This is a genomic window from Giesbergeria anulus (genome assembly GCF_900111115.1).
Taxonomy (GTDB): Bacteria; Pseudomonadota; Gammaproteobacteria; order Burkholderiales; family Burkholderiaceae_C; genus Simplicispira; species Simplicispira anulus.
In genome coordinates this window covers 623,495-641,129 of record NZ_FOGD01000001.1, presented here as the reverse complement: position 1 = coordinate 641,129, position 17,635 = coordinate 623,495, and the positions used below count along the sequence as shown (strand labels likewise).

Sequence of the window (17,635 nt, the reverse complement as noted above, 5' to 3'; positions counted from 1 at the left end):
ATTTATGTCGGGCTGGGCAGTTGCGGCTCTAGTTGTTCGATGGGGATAGGCTTGCCAAACAGATAGCCTTGGTAGGCCAAGCAGCCTTGGGTGCGCAAAAATGCCTGCTGCTCGCGGGTTTCTACCCCTTCGGCAATCACTTCGAGACGCAAGGCTCGGCCCATTGCAATGATGGTTTGCACAATCACGGCATCGTCAGGGTCGGTGGTGATGTCACGCACAAATGATTGCTCGATCTTGAGTTGGTCGAGTGGTAGGCGCTTGAGGTATTGCAAAGATGAGTAGCCGGTGCCAAAGTCATCCATCGAAAAGCGTACCCCCACTGCACGCAGCGCCAGCATTTTGGCAATGGTGGCCTCAACGTTTTCTAGCACCAAACTCTCCGTCAGTTCGAGCTTGAGGGTTTGGGGTGGCGCGCCGGTGGCGGCGAGCACGGCCTGTACACGTTGCACAAAGTCGTGCTGGCGAAATTGCCGTGCGCTCACATTGACGGCAATGCTTAAGTGGGCGCGCTCTGGCTGGCGCGCCCATTGGCTCAGTTGGCGGCAGGCGGTCTCTAGCACCCAATGGCCAATCGGCAAAATCAGGTCGGATTCTTCGGCCAGCGGAATAAATTGCGCGGGCGAGACCATGCCCTTGTTGGGATGAATCCAGCGCACCAAGGCTTCGACGCCCTGCATATGGTCTTGCTCATCGACCTGCAATTGGTAGAACAGGCACAACTGTTCTTGCTCTACCGCTAAGCGCAAGTCTGCTTCGAGGCTGACCTTGGCGTCTAGGTGGGCTTGGATTTGTGGGTCATAAAAACGGTAGGTGTTACGCCCTTCATTTTTGGCTCGGTACATAGCTGCCTCTGCCTGTTTGAGCAGCTCATCAAGGCTTTGGCGTTGTGCATCAAACAGGGTGATGCCGATGCTGGCACTGATAAAGTAGGTTTGCCCTTCCAATTGCACTGGCTGGGCCAAAATTTGCGTGCATTCCAGCACTACCTGCTCGGCTTCATTGGCTGCCTGTTGAGATTGGTGGCTCAGGGCGGCCAGCACAAAGCCGAATTTGTCGCCATCGAGTCTGGCGACGGTGTCGTTGGCACGCACTGTTTGGGCCAAGCGCTGGGCTACCTGTTGTAGTAATTGATCTCCCACACTGTGGCCGCGTGCATCGTTGATGCGCTTAAAGCTATCCAGATCGAGCAACACCACAGCCCCATGATGGTCGCTGCGTGCACAGCCATCCAAGGCTAGCTTGAGCCGCTCCATCAGCATACGGCGGTTGGGCAGTTGGGTGAGCACATCATAAAAAGCAAGCTGGTGTGCTTGTTCCTCAGCTTGGCGTTGGCGCTCAATGGCGTTGCGAAACACCAGCACGGCCCCAGCCAAGCGCCCTAGTTCACCGGAGTCTTTGTCGTGCATGGCTTCTAGGCGTGGCAACGGAATCTCTTTGTGCTGGCTGCCCGCCAAGGTGTGCAACGCGTCTGCAATGTCGATAAGTGCGTGGCTGGCACGTCGAGCTAACAGGTAACTGACCAGCAGCAGTACACACACGGCAGCCAAACCCAGCCACCACAGCTGCTGGGCCATGTGGGTAAAGGCATGGAATTGGGCCAGATTGCGCTCTTGCGCACGCTGGGCTAGCAAGATGCTAAGGCGGCTGGAGAATATAGAAAAATCCCGAAAATGTTGCCGTGCTTGGTTCAAGAAATCACGTGCTACGCTGGGATCGACGGCTAGCACATCGGTAGACATGACGACAAAACGCCGATACAGTTCAAATTCTTGTTGTAAGCTGTTGGTACTGCCTTGGTTGGCGTCAAGCACGAGCGCTGCCGATTGGGTAAGTTGCTCTACCTGCTTGCCCAAAACGTCCAAGTCATTGACAATTGCAGTGTGCATACGGTAGAGCTGCAACTCATTGAGCGAGCCGTTGATCGCACCTTCTAACGCCGCAGAGGTGCGTTCTTCTATCAAGCCGATGTCACGCGAGAAGCTAGCGGCACTGGCCATCCCCTCCAAATCCTTATGCTGCGCGCTGTGGGCCAGCTCAAATTGCTGGCGCATACTGGCCAAGGCACCATAAAACACCAACAAAGCCACCAGCACCACCAGTGCCATTGGCAGTAGCAGGAACAACTGTAATCGGCGTCCCGTGTTCATGGTGCCCCCAGTTGCATCAATAGCTCAGGCCAGTGTTTAGCCTCTATGCTGGCAATGTATTCAAAACTGGGTTCGGCAGCACTGCCCAGTGGGCGAAAAATAACCAGCGTCGCTTCGGGCGGCAGGTAGTCCATCAGCTCGGCAATGTTGGGGCCGTGGGCTACCACCACGCGGTTGGTGCCAGCTTCGGCTACCTTCTCAGACAGCCAATGCCGGGTGCGGGCCACAGCGGGTTTTTTCTCAGATGCAGGCATAGTGGCGGTATAGCGCAGCATCAGGTCTACCTCTATTGGTTTGCCAAAAACGCGTTCTGCGCTTTCTTGCGCCCGGCAAAAGGGGCTGCTGATGACGGTGGTATACGGAACGCGAATGCTGCGTACAAAGCTCCCAATTTGATCGAGCTGGGCGCGGCCAGCATCCGTCAGAGGGCGCTGGTTGGCGCAATGGTCAAGCTTGACCGGAATTTGGTCTGGAAAGCGCGCATCGGTGGCACCGTGGCGCATGTAAACCACCAAACCACCCCGGCGCAAGAGTTCAATGTGTTCTTTGTCTGCTTTTACTACCTGAAAGCGCGTGGCGGTAGGGGCCTGCACATCGGCGGCCCAAACGCCGCCTGTGGTCAGCAGGGCCGTCAACACCCCAAGACAGAGCCGTCCCAAGGCGCTGGAGCAATGTCTTGTAGTTGTGTTGTGCATAAATATTCCTTGTGCTTAGGGCCGGCCAGCTCTAGCTAGTGTGATTTGTAACAACGCAAAGTGTACTGAATCAATCTCCTGCAACTTACAGGGATTCAGGTTGTTTACGTGGTCTCCTTGGGTACACTGCAACGCACCCCGGCACCGTAGTGAAAGCGGTACGGTTTTTTGGTCCACTTGTTTTCAAGGAGTAAGCACAATGGGTCTGTTTGACATGTTCAAGAGCGATTCGGGCGACAAAATGACGCCCCACTTGGCTTTTGCCACCAGCCTGATCTACATGATGTCTGCCGATGGCGAGATTGATCATGAAGAAATTGGCCATCTACTGTCAGTGTTGGGCGGCTCCGATCAAGGCAATGGTTCCATTGGTGTGGGCGCGCAAAACCAAGCGTTGCTCGATAGCGCAGTGAAATACCGTCGCAAAAACTCGATTGACACCTTCTTGCAAGAAGCAGCACCGCTGCTGAGTGATGCGCAAAAGATGTGCATGTTGGTTAACCTGATCGACTCATCGCTCGCGGATGGTCAGCCTGAGCCAGAAGAGCAGGCGCTGTTTGGCAAGTTCTTGCAAGCGTTTGGGGTCTCGGAAGCACGTTTCCGCCCCTTCTTTGAGATCATTGTGCTCAAAAACGACCGCACGGTGTTTACCAACCAAAGCCACCCCAAAAACGACCCTAGCTACCAAGTCAAGTTGTCGCTGCCCTCCTAAGTTTTTGTGCATGGCTGGGGCTGGGATAATGCAGCCCTATGGCCATGTTCGCGGAAGGCATCCTGAAACTCCACTGGGATCAATCGGTACCAGTCAATCTAGCGCGCATCGCTCGCAGCATGGGTATTGCCGTGCGCCTGAGCGATACGCTGCAAGCCTGTGCGCAGCTAGATATTAGCCTGCAAAATCAGGCCATTATCACCCTTGGTAAAGCGCAAAGCGTTGTGCGCCAACGCTATGGTGTGGCCCATGCTTTGGGCCATGTGGCCTTGCACCATCTGCGGCCAGGGCACCAGCGCCTGATTGATGTATCGGACAATTTTGGCGTTAACGCCCACCAGCGCAGCGAAACCGAAGCCAATCAATTTGCCTTGGCGCTGCTCATGCCCGGCGACGCTTTGCGCCAGCGTGTGCAGGAGTTGCGCATGGCCGATTTGGACGATTTGGCGCGCCTGTTTGAAGTGCCGCCCATTCTGGTCAAGCAGCGCATGGCCGATCTAAGCCTGCACTTTAACCGTCCACTGGCTTTGCAGCGCGATCCGTGGCACTGGATTGACGCCGATTAAAGGCGGCTGTGTACGCCTACCACTGCCCAGGGTTGGGCTGGTGCTGGCGCACTGCCGCTTGTAGCAGTGCCACGCTGTCCGGGCGCTGCCCCCGTGCAGCAAAATCGACAGCACGCAGGCCGAGTTGGTTTTTGAGTAACGGGTCGGCCCCCTCATCAAGGAGCAGGTGCAGTACGGCCATGCTGCCGTATTGCGCTGCCATCATCAAGGGCGTGGTGTCGTTGGGCGAGGCGGCATCAATATAGGCATGCTCCTCCAGCAGCAACGCCACTATTTGCTCCTGCGCTGGCTGGTCTTTAGAGGCGGCATAGTGCAGCGGCGTCCAGCCGGGTTTATTGACATCGGCGCCGCGTTCAATCAATAGCCGAGCGGCATCTAGATGTCCTTGCAAGGCGGCCATCATCAGCGGGCTTTCACCGTGGACGTTGCGCACTTCTACATTGACACGGGGTGCAGCCACCAACACAGCGAAAGCGCGCAAAGAACCCAGTTGCAACGCCAGTACGAGGCCTGTTTGCCCTTTGTTGTTGCGAGTGTTGGGGTCCATGCCCCGGCGCAACAAGGTTTGCAGTGTGTCGCCGTCATCACGGTGGATAGCCCTGAAAAAGTCGTCATGGGCACCGGCATGTGCGCCTGATGCCAGCAGGGCACAGGCGGCGGTGGCAGTAGTCAAAAATGAGCGGCGGATCATGCGATACATCATAAAAATTACCTGAAATTTTAAGAAAATTGTAGTGGGGCAAACCCTCAAAAGAGAGATGCCAAGAAAAATCCCAAGCAGCAGTGGCGATGCCAAGAGGGCCAAATATGCTAGAATCTTAGGGTTTTGCCGACTGTCAGACGCCGTTTCCTTGGGCACTACAGCCAAGTGGCAAAGCCAATCCCAAACCAGCCCATTCAAGGTGTTGTTGCCCGTGACAAGGCGGCAAATGTCGGGCTGGGTTTCAGACCTAACCTTTGGAAAAATACCATGTCCGTTACTATGCGCGAAATGCTGGAAGCCGGTGTCCACTTCGGTCACCAAACCCGCTTCTGGAACCCCAAGATGGCCCCGTTCATCTTCGGTCATCGCAACAAGATTCACATCATCAACTTGGAAAAGTCCCTGCCCCTGTTGCAGGACGCAGCCAAGTTTGCCAAGCAACTGTCGGCCAATGGCGGCACCGTTTTGATGGTCGGCACCAAGCGCCAAGCCCGTGACACCATCGCCGCTGAAGCCGCCCGCGCTGGCGTGCCTTTTGTCAACCAACGCTGGTTGGGTGGCATGTTGACCAACTTCAAGACCGTCAAGACCTCGATCAAGCGTCTGAAAGACATGAAGGCCCAGCAAGAAACGGGTCTGGAAGCCATGAGCAAGAAAGAGCAACTGATGTTTGCTCGCGAGATCGAGAAGCTGGAAAAAGACATCGGCGGCATCCAAGACATGACCGCGCTGCCCGATGCCATTTTCGTCATCGACGTCGGTTTCCACAAGATTGCCATCGCTGAAGCCAAGAAGCTGGGTATCCCGCTGATCGGTGTGGTCGATACCAACCACTCGCCCGATGGCATCGGTTACGTGATCCCCGGTAACGATGACTCGGCCAAGGCCGTTGATCTGTATGCCCGCGTGATCGCAGACGCCATCATCGAAGGCCGCGCCAGCGCCGCCGAAGATGTGGTTCGTGCTGTGGCCGCCCCTGAAGGCACCGACGAGTTTGTGGAAGTCCAAGACGCCGCTGCCTGATCGGCCAGCCCGGCCGCGCTCAACGCGCTAAAAAGCGGGGCTCATTTAGCCCCCTTTTTTTATCTCGAATCAATTGAACTGAATACGGAGAAAACAAATGGCTGCAATTACCGCAAGCATGGTCGCTGAACTGCGCGCTAAAACCGATGCTCCTATGATGGAATGCAAAAAAGCCCTGACCGAAGCCGATGGCGATATGGCCAAGGCTGAAGAGCTGCTGCGCGTCAAGCTGGGCACTAAGGCTGGTAAGGCTGCTTCGCGCATCACCGCCGAAGGCGTGGTGGCGATCCACATTGAAGGCAATGTGGGTGGCTTGGTTGAAGTCAACAGCGAAACCGACTTCGTGAGCAAGAACGACAGCTTCTTGGCCATGGCCAATGCCGCTGCCAAGCTGATCGCCCAACACAACCCCGCTGATGTGGCTGCTTTGGGTGCCCTGCCCTACGAGCAAGACAGCTTTGGCCCCACCTTGGAAGATGTGCGCAAGGGCTTGATCGGCAAGATCGGTGAGAACATGTCTTTCCGCCGCTTCAAGTATTTCTCTGGTGCCAGCCAATTGGCTTCTTACCTGCACGGCTCGCGCATTGGCGTGGTGGTGGAGTTTGAAGGTGATGCTGTAGCCGCCAAGGATGTGGCCATGCACGTGGCTGCCATGAAGCCCGTGGCCCTGACCAGCACCGAAGTGCCCGCTGACCTGATCGAAAAAGAGCGCAGCGTGGCCGCCGCTAAGGCCGCTGAAGACAAGGCCAAGGCTCTGGCCGAAGGCAAGGCAGCACAATCGGACGAAATCGTTGCCAAGCGCATCGAAGGCGGCGTGCAAAAGTACCTGAAAGAAGTCTCGCTGGCCGACCAAGTGTTTGTCAAGGCTGCCGATGGCAAGCAAACCGTGGCCCAGATGCTCAAGGCTGCCAATACCACCGTCAAGGGCTTTACCCTGTACGTGGTGGGCGAAGGCATCGAGAAGAAGGTTGACGATTTTGCTGCCGAAGTGGCCGCTCAAGTAGCCGCTGCTAAAGCTGCTGCTTAATTGTTGATCTGCCCCCTCCATTTTTCTTTTCATTATTACCCTTTACGGAGAATTTCCCATGACCCTCGCAACACCGGCCTACAAGCGCATCTTGCTCAAGTTGTCGGGCGAGGCCCTGATGGGCGATGATGCTTTTGGCATCAACCGGGCCACTATTGATCGCATGGTCTCTGAGGTGGCCGAAGTCACGGCGATGGGGGTAGAGGTGGCAGTGGTGATTGGCGGGGGTAACATCTTCCGTGGTGTGGCTGGTGGTTCTGCGGGCATGGACCGTGCCACCGCCGACTACATGGGCATGCTGGCCACGGTCATGAATGCTTTGGCTTTGGCCGATGCCATGGAGCGCCAAGGCCTGACGGCCCGCGTGATGTCGGCCATCTCGATTGAGCAGGTGGTGGAGCCTTATGTGCGCCCCAAGGCCTTGCAATACCTCGAAGAAGGCAAAGTGGTGGTGTTTGCTGCCGGTACCGGCAACCCCTTCTTTACCACCGATACAGCAGCGGCGCTGCGCGGTGCTGAAATTGGTGCTGAGCTGGTGCTCAAGGCCACCAAGGTCGATGGTGTTTATTCTGCTGATCCACACAAAGACCCTACAGCCACGCGCTACACCCAATTGAGCTTTGATGAGGCGATGGTGCGCAATCTGGGCATCATGGATGCTACCGCCTTTGCCCTGTGCCGCGACCAGAAACTGCCCGTGAAGGTGTTTTCCATCATCAAGCCCGGTGCCCTCAAGCGTGTGGTGCTGGGTGAGGATGAAGGCACGCTGGTTTACGCTTGACGTGTGGGCCTGTGGTGCCGCGTTGTGTGGCAGGCTGGCCCATATTGCATTTGAGGAAACAACATGACGATTGCCGATACCAAGAAAACTATGGAAACCAAAATGGACCAGTCCATTGTGGCTTTCAAGCACAACCTGCAAAAAATCCGCACTGGCCGCGCTAACCCCGCCTTGCTGGATGTAATCCATGTCGATTATTACGGCTCGATGGTGCCCCTGAGCCAAGTGGCCAACGTGTCGCTGCTCGATTCGCGCACCATCAGCGTGCAGCCTTGGGAAAAGAACCTGAGCGCCAAGATTGAAAAGGCCATCCGCGAGAGCGATTTGGGCTTGAACCCGGCCTCGATGGGCGATTTGATCCGCGTGCCCATGCCCCCAATGAGCGAAGAGCGTCGCAAAGAGATGACCAAGCTGGCGCGCAACGAGGGCGAGTCGGCCAAAATTGCCATCCGCAATCTGCGCCGCGATGCCAATGAATCGGTGAAAAAGCTGGTCAAAGACAAGCTTGCCTCTGAAGATGAGCAAAAACGCTCCGAAACAGAGATTCAAAAGCTCACTGACCGGCATATTGCCGAGATTGACGCGCTGGTGGCGGCCAAAGAGCAAGAAATCATGGCAGTTTGAGGCCAGGCAGTAGAGTCCTGTGTCTACGACTTTTTCTGCGCCGGTGCCCCGGCATATTGCCATCGTCATGGATGGCAATGGTCGTTGGGCGCAACGCCGCTTTTTGCCCCGTCTGGCTGGGCACAAGCAGGGCGTCACCGCCTTGCGCCGTTGTGTGCAGGCCTGCGCCCAGCGCGGTGTGGCTGTGCTCACGGTGTTTGCTTTTTCCTCCGAAAACTGGGGGCGACCAGCAGAGGAGGTTAGCGGCCTGCTCGATTTGCTCGCCTTGGCTTTGTCCCGCGAAGTGCCGCAGTTGTGCAAAGACGGCGTGCAGGTACGTTTTATTGGCGACCGGGTCAGCCTATCGCCCAAGGTGCGTCAGGGGCTAGAGAAAGCCGAGCAGGCTACCGCGCACAATAGCCGCTTGGTGCTCAATATTTGTTTCAATTATGGCGGTCGCTGGGATATTGCCCAAGCGGCAGCCACTCTGGCAGCACGCGGTGAGCCGATTACCGAAATCAGTCTCAATGCTGCAATGGCCCTGTCAGCGGTGCCTGACCCCGATCTGCTCATTCGCACTGGCGGAGAAATGCGCCTGAGCAATTTTTTGCTGTGGCAGGCAGCCTATGCCGAGTTGTTGTTCAGCGACAAGCTCTGGCCCGATTTTGATGAGGCTGCGCTAGACGCTGCCATTGCCGATTACCGCTCGCGTGAGCGCCGTTTTGGCAAAACCTCCGAGCAAGTGCTGGCTGCGCCTGGTAGCCCTTCTTTGCACGCCTGAAAGGGCACCATGCTGCAACAGCGCGTTCTCACTGCCTTGGTTTTGCTGGCAATTTTGTTGCCAGCTCTGCTGTACCCCTCGTTTGTTCCTTTTGCTTTGGTCGTGCTGGTGCTGATGGCGGCTGCGGCTTGGGAGTGGGGGCGGCTCAATGGCTGTACCATGCTGCCATCTTTGGCGTTGGGTGTAGGCTGTGTGGCGCTGTGCCTGCTCACTTGGGGGTTGGGAGTGCTGCAACAGACCTTGACGCCGCTGTGGCTGGGTGCGGGGCTGTTCTGGGTGCTAGGCGTGGTGCTCATGCTGCGCGCTGGGGTAGCGGGGTGGCCGCGCATTCCTGTGGTGGTGCGTTTGCTGGCGGGCGTGGTCGCTCTGTGGCTAGCTTGGCTGGCGGCGGTGCAAGCGCGCATCGTGGGTACCAATTTTTTGTTGTCGGCGCTGGCCTTGGTGTGGGTGGCTGATATTGCTGCTTACTGCGCTGGCCGTGCTTTGGGTTTGCGTTTCACTCGCCAGAAGCTTGCTCCGTCTATCAGCCCCGGCAAAACGTGGGAAGGTGTGGGTGGTGCCGTGGTTGGCGCGTTACTACTGGCTTGGGTTTGGGTGGCGGCAGATGCCGCATGGCAGTCTCCGGTAGCCAGCTTGTTTAGCCGCCTCGCCCAACAAAGCGGGTGGTGGCTGTTGCCAGCAGTGCTGTTTATGGTGGCGATGAGTGTCGCTGGTGATTTGGTCGAGTCGCTGATTAAGCGCGCTGCGGGGGCCAAAGACAGCAGCCGCCTGTTGCCCGGTCACGGTGGTGTGCTCGACCGTGTTGATGCCCTGCTGCCCACGCTGCCTTTGGCGATGATGTTTTTCTCTTTGCTGTAACCAGCGCAACAAACCCATGAAACAACGGATTACGGTGCTGGGCTCGACCGGCTCCATCGGTAGCAACACCTTGGATGTGTTGGCCCGCCACCCAGAGCGCTTTGAGGTCTTTGCCCTGAGCGCTGCCACCCAAGTCGATTTGATGCTGGCGCAATGCGCGCAGTTCCAGCCCCGTTATGCCGTGATGGCGAGTGCCGCCCATGCACAGCTGTTGGCAGACAAAATCCAAGCTGAAGGGCTGAAAACCGAAGTGTTGACCGCACCCGATGCGCTAGAGACTATTGCTGCCCATCCAGACGTGGATGCGGTCATGGCAGCGATTGTTGGCGCGGCGGGTTTAGCCCCCTGTCTGGCCGCAGCACGGGCTGGCAAGCGCCTGCTGCTGGCCAACAAAGAGGCGCTGGTGGTGGGGGGCGACGTGTTTATGCGTGCCGTGCGCGAAGGTGGAGCCACCCTGCTACCAATTGACAGCGAGCACTCGGCCATCTTCCAATCCCTACCTGAAGACCCCTCCACATGGGAGCGGCGGGTAGAAAAAATCATCCTCACGGCCTCAGGTGGGCCGTTTCGCAGCCGCGCTCCGGTCAGTTTGCGCGATGTGACGCCAGAGCAAGCCTGCGCCCATCCCAACTGGGTGATGGGGCGCAAAATTTCGGTCGATTCGGCCACCATGATGAACAAAGCGCTTGAGGTGATTGAGGCCCGCTATCTGTTTGGCTTGGCCCCAGCACGGCTGGACGTGGTGATTCATCCGCAGAGCATCATCCACTCGATGGTGCAGTACCGCGACACCTCAGTGGTGGCACAGTTGGGCACCCCCGATATGCGCGTGCCCATTGCCTACGGCCTGTCTTGGCCTGAACGCATTGCGTCTGGCGCGACGGCCTTGGATTTTCATGCGCTGTCGGCCATGACTTTTGAGGCCATTGACGACCACGGCCACCCGGAGCGTTTTCCGGGGCTGCGGTTGGCTTGGGAGGCCCTAGAGGCTCCCACAGGCACCACCGCAGTGCTCAATGCCGCCAATGAGGTAGCGGTGGCTGCCTTTTTAGAGCGCCGTATCCGCTTTGACCAAATCCATGCCGTCAATCACGCTACCCTAGAGGCCATCGTGCCCGCCCAACCCGATAGCCTGCAAGATTTACTCGCCTTGGATGCCCAAGCCCGTGACGCCGCCCAACGTTGTGCGGCGCGCATGGCACTGTGAAAAAATTCGCCCTTTTGGAGGCATTTGCACTATGCTGACTTTGCTCGCTTTTGTGTTGGCCTTGGGCATTTTGATTGCCGTTCACGAATATGGCCACTACCGGGTAGCAGTGGCCTGTGGCGTTAAGGTGTTGCGCTTTTCAGTCGGTTTTGGCAAGCCGTTGCTGCGCTGGCAATCGCCAACGTCAGGCACCGAGTTTGTGCTGGCGGCTTTTCCCTTGGGCGGCTATGTGCGTATGCTTGATGAGCGCGAGGCACCCGTACCTGCCGAGCAGCGCCATCTGGCCTTCAACACCCAATCGCTGCGGGCGCGGGCGGCCATTGTGGCTGCTGGGCCGTTGGCGAATCTATTGCTGGCTATTTTTCTCTATGCGGGTGTCAACTGGACGGGCATTGATGAACCCGTGGCCCGACTGGCCAGCCCAGTGCCCGGCTCGGTAGCACAACAAGCGGGTTTGCAGGGCGGCGATTGGGTGCGCAACGCGGCCATCGGCACCGAAGAGCTGCGCCCAGTGCGCTCCTTTGAAGACCTGCGTTGGCTGTTGACCCAAGCGGCGCTCGATACCACTTCTATCCGCCTCGAAGTGCAGTCCGCAGAAGGCGCACGCCTGCGCTCGGTGCTGTTGCCCTTAGAGCAGTTGGATGTGCGTGAAGCCGATGCCCAACTGCTGCGCAAGGTGGGTATTGTCTCGCCGTGGACGCGCCCAGTGATTGGTGGTGTTAGTCCAGACGGTGCCGCGTGGCGTGCAGGTCTGCGTGAAGGCGATTTGATTTTGCAGGTGGGGGCCGTAGAGGTAGTAGACGGCCAGCAATTGCGCGACTTGATTCGCAATTCTGTGCGTGCGGGTCAGCCCATTGCGCAAACGTGGCGTTTGCAGCGTGCTGGGCAGGTGTTAATGCTGGAGGTTCGGCCTGATCTGGTCACTGAGCCCGCTGGTGCTGTAGCCCGTATTGGGGCTTATGTGGGTGCGCCCCCCGAATTGATCACCGTAGAGTATGGTTTAGGCGAGAGCCTTTGGCATGGTGCAACGCGCACTTGGGATGTATCGCTACTGAGCCTGCGCATGATGGGGCGCATGGTGATTGGCGAGGCCTCGCTCAAAAACTTGAGTGGCCCCCTGACCATTGCCGACTATGCTGGCCGCTCTGCCAGTATGGGCCTGACACAGTATTTGTTGTTCTTGGCACTCATCAGTGTGAGCCTAGGCGTACTCAATCTGCTGCCGTTGCCAGTGCTCGATGGCGGCCACCTGATGTATTATCTTTGGGAAGGCGTAACGGGCAAGGGCGTATCTGACGCCTGGATGGAGCGCCTACAGCGTGGCGGAGTGGCTTTGTTGCTGCTCATGATGTCCATCGCCTTGTTCAACGATATCACCCGGCTTTTGGGCTAATCTTACGCACACCGCTGCAAGGCTGCGGTGGCACCCGCTTGACTCATGAAAACACATCATCACCGCTTTGGTATGCGTACGGCATCGGCTGTTGCTGCCCTGATTTTTGCTGCCCCAGCAGCTTGGGCGTTAGAGCCCTTCCAGGTGCAAGACATCCGCATTGAGGGCTTGCAGCGCATTGAGCCCGGCACTGTGTTTGCTTCCATGCCGCTACGCGTGGGCGAGCAATACAACGACGACACAGGTGCTGCTGCCATCCGCGCCCTGTTTGCATTGGGCGTGTTTAAAGATGTACGCCTAGAGGCCAACGGCAATGTGTTGGTTGTGGTGGTGCAAGAGCGCCCGAGCATTGCCGACGTTGATTTTGCGGGCACGCGCGAGTTTGACAAAGATGCCCTCAAAAAGAGCATGCGCGACGTCGGCTTGGCCGATGGCCGCCCCTACGACAAGGCCCTGACCGACCGCGCCGAGCAAGAACTCAAGCGCCAGTACATCAACAAAGGCTTTTATGCCGCCGAAGTGCTCACCACCGTGACGCCTGTAGAGCGCAACCGGGTCAATCTCACTTTTACGGTGGTTGAAGGTGAGAGCGCACGCATCAAAGACATCCGCATTGTGGGCAACAAAGCGTTTAGCGAGTCCACGCTCAAAGACCTGTTCAATCAGGATACCGGCGGCTGGTTGAGTTGGTACACCAAGTCCGATCGCTATGCCCGCTCTAAGCTCAACGCCGACCTCGAAACACTGCGCTCGTACTATCTGCAACGTGGCTATTTGGAGTTTCGCATTGATTCGACCCAAGTGGCCATCTCGCCCGACAAGCAAGACATTTCCATCACTGTCAATGTCACGGAGGGGGAGCCTTATGTGGTGTCGGCGGTCAAGCTTGAAGGTAACTACCTAGAGCGGGAAGACGAGTTCAAATCGCTGGTCACCATCCGCCCCGGCGAGCCTTACAACGCCGACCAAGTGGCCGAAACGACCAAAGCCTTCTCTGAGCATTTTGGCAATTTTGGTTTTGCCTTTGCCCGCGTCGAGCCTGCGCCCGAAGTAGACCGCGAGAACAACCGGGTGGCGCTGGCCTTGCAGGCCGAGCCCTCGCGCCGTGCTTATGTGCGCCGTATCCAACTGGCGGGCAACAACCGCACCCGCGACGAAGTTATCCGCCGCGAGTTTCGCCAGTTTGAGTCTTCTTGGTACGACGGTGAGAAAATCCGCCTCTCGCGTGACCGCATTGACCGGCTGGGCTACTTTACCAGCGTCGATATTGAAACCCAAGAGGTGCCCGGTGCCCCCGATCAGGTCGATCTGGTGGTGACAGTGGCAGAAAAGCCCACCGGCTCTTTGCAATTGGGTGCTGGCTTTTCTAGCGCTGAAAAGGTGTCGCTGTCGTTTGCGGTCAAGCAAGAAAACGTGTTTGGCTCTGGCAACTACCTAGGGGTGGATGTCAATACCAGCAAGTACAAACGCACCTTTGTCTTGAGCACTACCAACCCGTATTTCACCAACGACGGTATCTCGCGCACGCTTGATGTGTACTACCGCACTGATAAGCCGTACCAAGACCAAGGCGGCAACTACGAGCTGATTAGCACCGGCGGCAGTGTCCGTTTTGGCGTGCCATTCAGTGAAACCGATACCGTGTTTTTTGGCGGCGGCATTGAGAACAACCGCATCAAGGCCGGTACCAACATTCCAGCCGCTTACCTCGCCTATACCGACGCTTTTGGTTCTTCTAGCACCTCCTTGCCCCTGACCATCGGTTGGGCGCGTGATGACCGCGATAGTGCGCTGGCACCCAATGTGGGCCGCTACCAACGGCTCAATTCTGAATGGTCGGTGGCGGGTGATGCGCGCTATCTGCGCGCCAACTACCAGTACCAACAGTATGTGCCCCTGAACAAAAAGTTCACACTGGCTTTCAACGGCGAGTTGGGCTGGGGCAAGGGCATGAACAACCGGCCCTTCCCAGTGTTCAAAAACTTCTATTCGGGTGGTTTAGGCTCGGTGCGTGGTTTTGACCAAGGCACCTTGGGGCCGCGTGACGTGACTGGCGCTTCCTTGGGCGGCCCGAAAAAAGTCACCCTGAACATGGAAATGATTACGCCCTTCCCAGGTGCGGGCAATGACCGTACCTTGCGCCTGTTCACCTTTGCTGATGCTGGCAATGTGTTTGGTGACAGTGAGAAGGTGGCTTGGGGCGATATGCGCGCCTCGGTGGGCTTGGGCCTGAGCTGGATTTCTCCTCTGGGGCCACTGCGTTTGGCCTTTGCACATCCGGTGCGTAAGTTTGCCGGGGATAAAATCCAGAAACTACAATTCCAAATTGGAACTTCCTTCTAATGAAAACACTTTCTCGCTCCCTGCCCTTGGCTCTGTTGCTCGGTTCTTTGGCTGTGGCCGCTCCGGTGCAGGCCCAAGAATTCAAGGCCGGTTTTGTCAATACCGACCGTATCTTCCGTGAAGCAGGTACCGCCAAGGCCGCCCAAGGCCGCTTAGAGCAAGAGTTCTCCCGCCGCGACAAGGAAATCATTGACCAAGGCAACGTTCTAAAGACGGCCACCGAAAAGTTTGAGCGCGAAGCCCCGACTATGGCCGAAAGCCAACGCATTGCCCGCCAGCGCCAATTGGTCGATCAAGACCGTGATCTGCAACGCAAACGCCGTGAGTTCCAAGAAGACCTCAACGCCCGCAAAAACGAAGAACTGGCCCAAGTCTTGGAGCGTGCTAACAAGGTGGTCAAACAGGTGGCTGAGGCTGAAAAGTACGACGTCATTTTGGATCAGGCGGTGTACATCAACCCTAAGCACGACATCACCGACAAAGTGATTAAGGCGCTGAATGCAGCCGCAGCCAAGTAAGTCGCAGCGCTGGCAGGTGGGTGGCGCGTGAGCTTATTGCTGGGTGATATTGTGGCGGCCTTGGGAGGCAGCCTAGAGGGCAACCCCCAAGTGCCAATAGAGCGTCTGGCCCCGCTGGAGGTGGCTGGGCCGCAGGAGCTGAGCTTCCTGAGCAATCCCCGTTACCGGCAGCAGCTGGCCGCCTCCCAGGCGGCCTGTGTCATTGTGGCCCCGGCGTTGCGCGAGCTGGCGTTGCAGCGCGGTGCCTGCATCGTTGCTGACGATCCGTATGTTTATTTTGCCCGTGTGACGCAACTGTGGAAGCAGCGCTACGGTACCCCAGTGCCTGTAGGTATTCACCCCAGCGCGGTGGTCGATGCTGCCGCCGTGGTACACCCTACGGCTAGCATTGGCCCGTTGTGTGTGGTCGAGCGCGGGGCCGTGATTGGTGCGGGCACGGTGCTCAAGTCGCGGGTTACGGTCAGCGAGGGCTGCCACATTGGTGCGCGCTGCATCTTGCATCCAGGGGTGGTGATTGGTGCCGATGGCTTTGGTTTTGCGCCCCAAGGTGGACAGTGGCTCAAAATTGAACAACTGGGTGCGGTGCGTATTGGCGATGATGTCGAAATTGGCGCCAATACCTGTATCGACCGGGGTGCATTGCAAGACACGGTGATTGAAGACGGCGTTAAGCTCGATAATCAGGTGCAAATTGGCCACAACGTGCGTGTGGGCCGCCACACTGCGATGGCGGGTTGTGCAGGTGTCGCCGGTAGTACCCACATTGGCGCGCATTGCACCATTGGCGGTGCCGCCATGGTGTTAGGGCATTTAACATTAGCTGATGGTGTCAATGTATCGACCGCTACGGTGGTCAGCCACTCTATCAACCGTGCTGGGCATTACACCGGCTTTTTTCCGATGGACGACAATGCCCATTGGGAAAAAAACGCCGCCACCCTCAAACAACTACACCGGCTGCGTGAACGCATCAAGGCGCTAGAGCGCGGCCTTGACGCAGCCTGAACGGAATCGATCATGATGGATATTCACGCAATTCTTAAGCAACTGCCCCACCGCTATCCTTTTTTGCTGGTGGATCGGGTGCTGGAGTTGGAGCGCAACCAGCGCATCCGGGCAATCAAGAACGTCACGTTCAATGAGCCTTACTTTACCGGGCATTTTCCGGGCCGTCCGGTCATGCCGGGCGTGCTGATCTTAGAGGCACTGGCCCAAGCTGCTGGCTTGTTGGCCTTTGATGCGATGGGGCAGGTGCCCGATGAGAACAATATCTATTATTTTGTGGGCATTGACAGCGCACGTTTTAAGCGTCCGGTAGAGCCGGGCGACCAGCTTATCCTCGACATCACCATTGACCGGGTGCGCGGCGGCATCTGGAAGTTCAAGGGCGTGGGCCGTGTGGGCGAAGAAGTGGCCTGCGAAGCCGAGCTGATGTGTACCATGCGCAGCGTGGCCTAAGCTGGAGTGGTAGGTTTTGGCTGTGAGCACGATTCACTCTACGGCGCTGGTAGATGCTAGCGCGCAGATAGACAGCAGCGTCACCATTGGGCCTTACGCGGTGATTGGCCCCCATGTCACGGTGGGGGCTGGCACCACGGTGGGTGCCCATTGTGTGATCGAGGGGCACACCACCATTGGGCAAGACAACCGCATTTTTCAATTTGCCTCGCTGGGAGCTGCCCCGCAAGACAAAAAGTATGCAGGCGAGCCTACCCGGTTAGTGATTGGCAATCGCAACACCATCCGCGAGTTTTGCACCTTCAATACCGGCACGGTGCAAGACCAAGGCGTGACCACCATTGGCGATGACAATTGGATCATGGCCTATGTCCACATTGCCCACGACTGTGTAGTGGGCAACCAAACCATCTTAGCCAACAATGCCACGCTGGCAGGCCATGTGCAGGTGGGTGATTACGCCATCATTGGTGGCCTCACGGGGCTGCACCAATTCACCAAGGTGGGGGCCCACGTCATGGCGGGTTTTGCCAGCCATATCTCGCAGGACGTGCCGCCGTTCATGATGGTCGATGGCAACCCGCTGGCGGTGCGCGGTTTCAATGCAGAAGGGCTGCGCCGCCGGGGCTTCTCAACGGCGCGCGTGGCTGCTATCAAGCAGATGCACCGGCTACTCTATCGCCAAGGTTTAACGTTGGAGTTAGCGCGCAACGCCATTGCCGACATGCCAGCCAGCCACCCCGAAGCGGCAGACGATATTGCTTTGCTGCTGGCCTTTTTAGCAGCTTCCACACGCGGTATTGCGCGCTAGGCTGGG

18 protein-coding genes are annotated in these 17,635 nt (G+C 57.5%); 15 read left to right on the top strand and 3 right to left on the bottom strand.

The features are described 5' to 3' along the window. Window positions 1–2: 2 nt before the first annotated feature. Both BMX55_RS03000 and BMX55_RS02995 read right to left on the bottom strand, forming a co-directional pair. Window positions 3–2,150: a putative bifunctional diguanylate cyclase/phosphodiesterase gene (locus BMX55_RS03000; RefSeq protein WP_091452487.1), complete on the bottom strand. Its 2,148-nt coding sequence runs from the start codon at window positions 2,148–2,150 to the stop codon at window positions 3–5. Then, on the bottom strand, window positions 2,147–2,845 hold the full coding sequence (locus tag BMX55_RS02995; RefSeq protein ID WP_091452483.1) for a histidine phosphatase family protein: 699 nt from the start codon (window positions 2,843–2,845) through the stop codon (window positions 2,147–2,149). The genes BMX55_RS03000 and BMX55_RS02995 overlap by 4 nt, the downstream gene beginning before the upstream one ends. 199 nt (window positions 2,846–3,044) lie before the next feature. Between BMX55_RS02995 and BMX55_RS02990 the strand changes: the two genes are divergently transcribed. After that, window positions 3,045–3,557, top strand: a complete 513-nt coding sequence (locus BMX55_RS02990) for a TerB family tellurite resistance protein (protein ID WP_091452480.1) — start codon at window positions 3,045–3,047, stop codon at window positions 3,555–3,557. Between the two features lie 38 nt (window positions 3,558–3,595). Further along, a complete protein-coding gene (locus tag BMX55_RS02985; RefSeq protein WP_091452476.1) occupies window positions 3,596–4,123 on the top strand; it encodes an ImmA/IrrE family metallo-endopeptidase in 528 nt (175 codons plus the stop codon). Between the two features lie 16 nt (window positions 4,124–4,139). On the opposite strand, the gene BMX55_RS02980 is transcribed toward BMX55_RS02985, so the two are convergent. Beyond that, window positions 4,140–4,826 (bottom strand): ankyrin repeat domain-containing protein, encoded by a 687-nt coding sequence (locus BMX55_RS02980; RefSeq protein ID WP_425432037.1) that lies wholly within the window; start codon window positions 4,824–4,826, stop codon window positions 4,140–4,142. 267 nt (window positions 4,827–5,093) lie between these two features. Between BMX55_RS02980 and rpsB the strand changes: the two genes are divergently transcribed. The 13 genes from rpsB to lpxA all read left to right on the top strand — a co-directional run bounded on the left by rpsB (window position 5,094) and on the right by lpxA (window position 17,629). Next, window positions 5,094–5,849: a 30S ribosomal protein S2 gene (rpsB, locus tag BMX55_RS02975; protein ID WP_091452473.1), complete on the top strand. Its 756-nt coding sequence runs from the start codon at window positions 5,094–5,096 to the stop codon at window positions 5,847–5,849. Window positions 5,850–5,946: 97 nt separating this feature from the next. Then, window positions 5,947–6,876: a translation elongation factor Ts gene (tsf, locus tag BMX55_RS02970; RefSeq protein WP_091452469.1), complete on the top strand. Its 930-nt coding sequence runs from the start codon at window positions 5,947–5,949 to the stop codon at window positions 6,874–6,876. Between the two features lie 58 nt (window positions 6,877–6,934). Beyond that, on the top strand, window positions 6,935–7,657 hold the full coding sequence (gene pyrH, locus BMX55_RS02965; protein ID WP_091452465.1) for a UMP kinase: 723 nt from the start codon (window positions 6,935–6,937) through the stop codon (window positions 7,655–7,657). Between the two features lie 63 nt (window positions 7,658–7,720). Continuing rightward, window positions 7,721–8,281 (top strand): ribosome recycling factor, encoded by a 561-nt coding sequence (gene frr / locus BMX55_RS02960; protein WP_091452463.1) that lies wholly within the window; start codon window positions 7,721–7,723, stop codon window positions 8,279–8,281. A gap of 19 nt (window positions 8,282–8,300) precedes the next feature. Further along, window positions 8,301–9,041, top strand: coding sequence for a polyprenyl diphosphate synthase (gene uppS / locus BMX55_RS02955; protein WP_091452461.1), 741 nt, complete (start codon window positions 8,301–8,303; stop codon window positions 9,039–9,041). 9 nt (window positions 9,042–9,050) lie between these two features. Further along, on the top strand, window positions 9,051–9,899 hold the full coding sequence (locus tag BMX55_RS02950; RefSeq protein ID WP_091452458.1) for a phosphatidate cytidylyltransferase: 849 nt from the start codon (window positions 9,051–9,053) through the stop codon (window positions 9,897–9,899). Window positions 9,900–9,915: 16 nt separating this feature from the next. Beyond that, window positions 9,916–11,106, top strand: coding sequence for a 1-deoxy-D-xylulose-5-phosphate reductoisomerase (gene ispC / locus BMX55_RS02945; protein ID WP_091452455.1), 1,191 nt, complete (start codon window positions 9,916–9,918; stop codon window positions 11,104–11,106). A 31-nt stretch (window positions 11,107–11,137) separates the two neighbouring features. Beyond that, window positions 11,138–12,499 (top strand): RIP metalloprotease RseP, encoded by a 1,362-nt coding sequence (gene rseP, locus BMX55_RS02940; RefSeq protein WP_091452453.1) that lies wholly within the window; start codon window positions 11,138–11,140, stop codon window positions 12,497–12,499. Between the two features lie 45 nt (window positions 12,500–12,544). Beyond that, on the top strand, window positions 12,545–14,842 hold the full coding sequence (gene bamA / locus BMX55_RS02935; RefSeq protein WP_091452450.1) for an outer membrane protein assembly factor BamA: 2,298 nt from the start codon (window positions 12,545–12,547) through the stop codon (window positions 14,840–14,842). After that, window positions 14,842–15,360 (top strand): OmpH/Skp family outer membrane protein, encoded by a 519-nt coding sequence (locus tag BMX55_RS02930; protein WP_091452448.1) that lies wholly within the window; start codon window positions 14,842–14,844, stop codon window positions 15,358–15,360. The genes bamA and BMX55_RS02930 overlap by 1 nt, the downstream gene beginning before the upstream one ends. A gap of 27 nt (window positions 15,361–15,387) precedes the next feature. Next, window positions 15,388–16,365 (top strand): UDP-3-O-(3-hydroxymyristoyl)glucosamine N-acyltransferase, encoded by a 978-nt coding sequence (gene lpxD, locus BMX55_RS02925; RefSeq protein WP_091452446.1) that lies wholly within the window; start codon window positions 15,388–15,390, stop codon window positions 16,363–16,365. A gap of 12 nt (window positions 16,366–16,377) precedes the next feature. Continuing rightward, complete coding sequence (fabZ, locus tag BMX55_RS02920) at window positions 16,378–16,818, top strand: 3-hydroxyacyl-ACP dehydratase FabZ (RefSeq protein WP_091452443.1); 441 nt, start codon at window positions 16,378–16,380, stop codon at window positions 16,816–16,818. 22 nt (window positions 16,819–16,840) lie between these two features. Beyond that, window positions 16,841–17,629, top strand: a complete 789-nt coding sequence (lpxA, locus tag BMX55_RS02915; protein WP_091452440.1) for an acyl-ACP--UDP-N-acetylglucosamine O-acyltransferase — start codon at window positions 16,841–16,843, stop codon at window positions 17,627–17,629. Window positions 17,630–17,635: the final 6 nt, after the last annotated feature.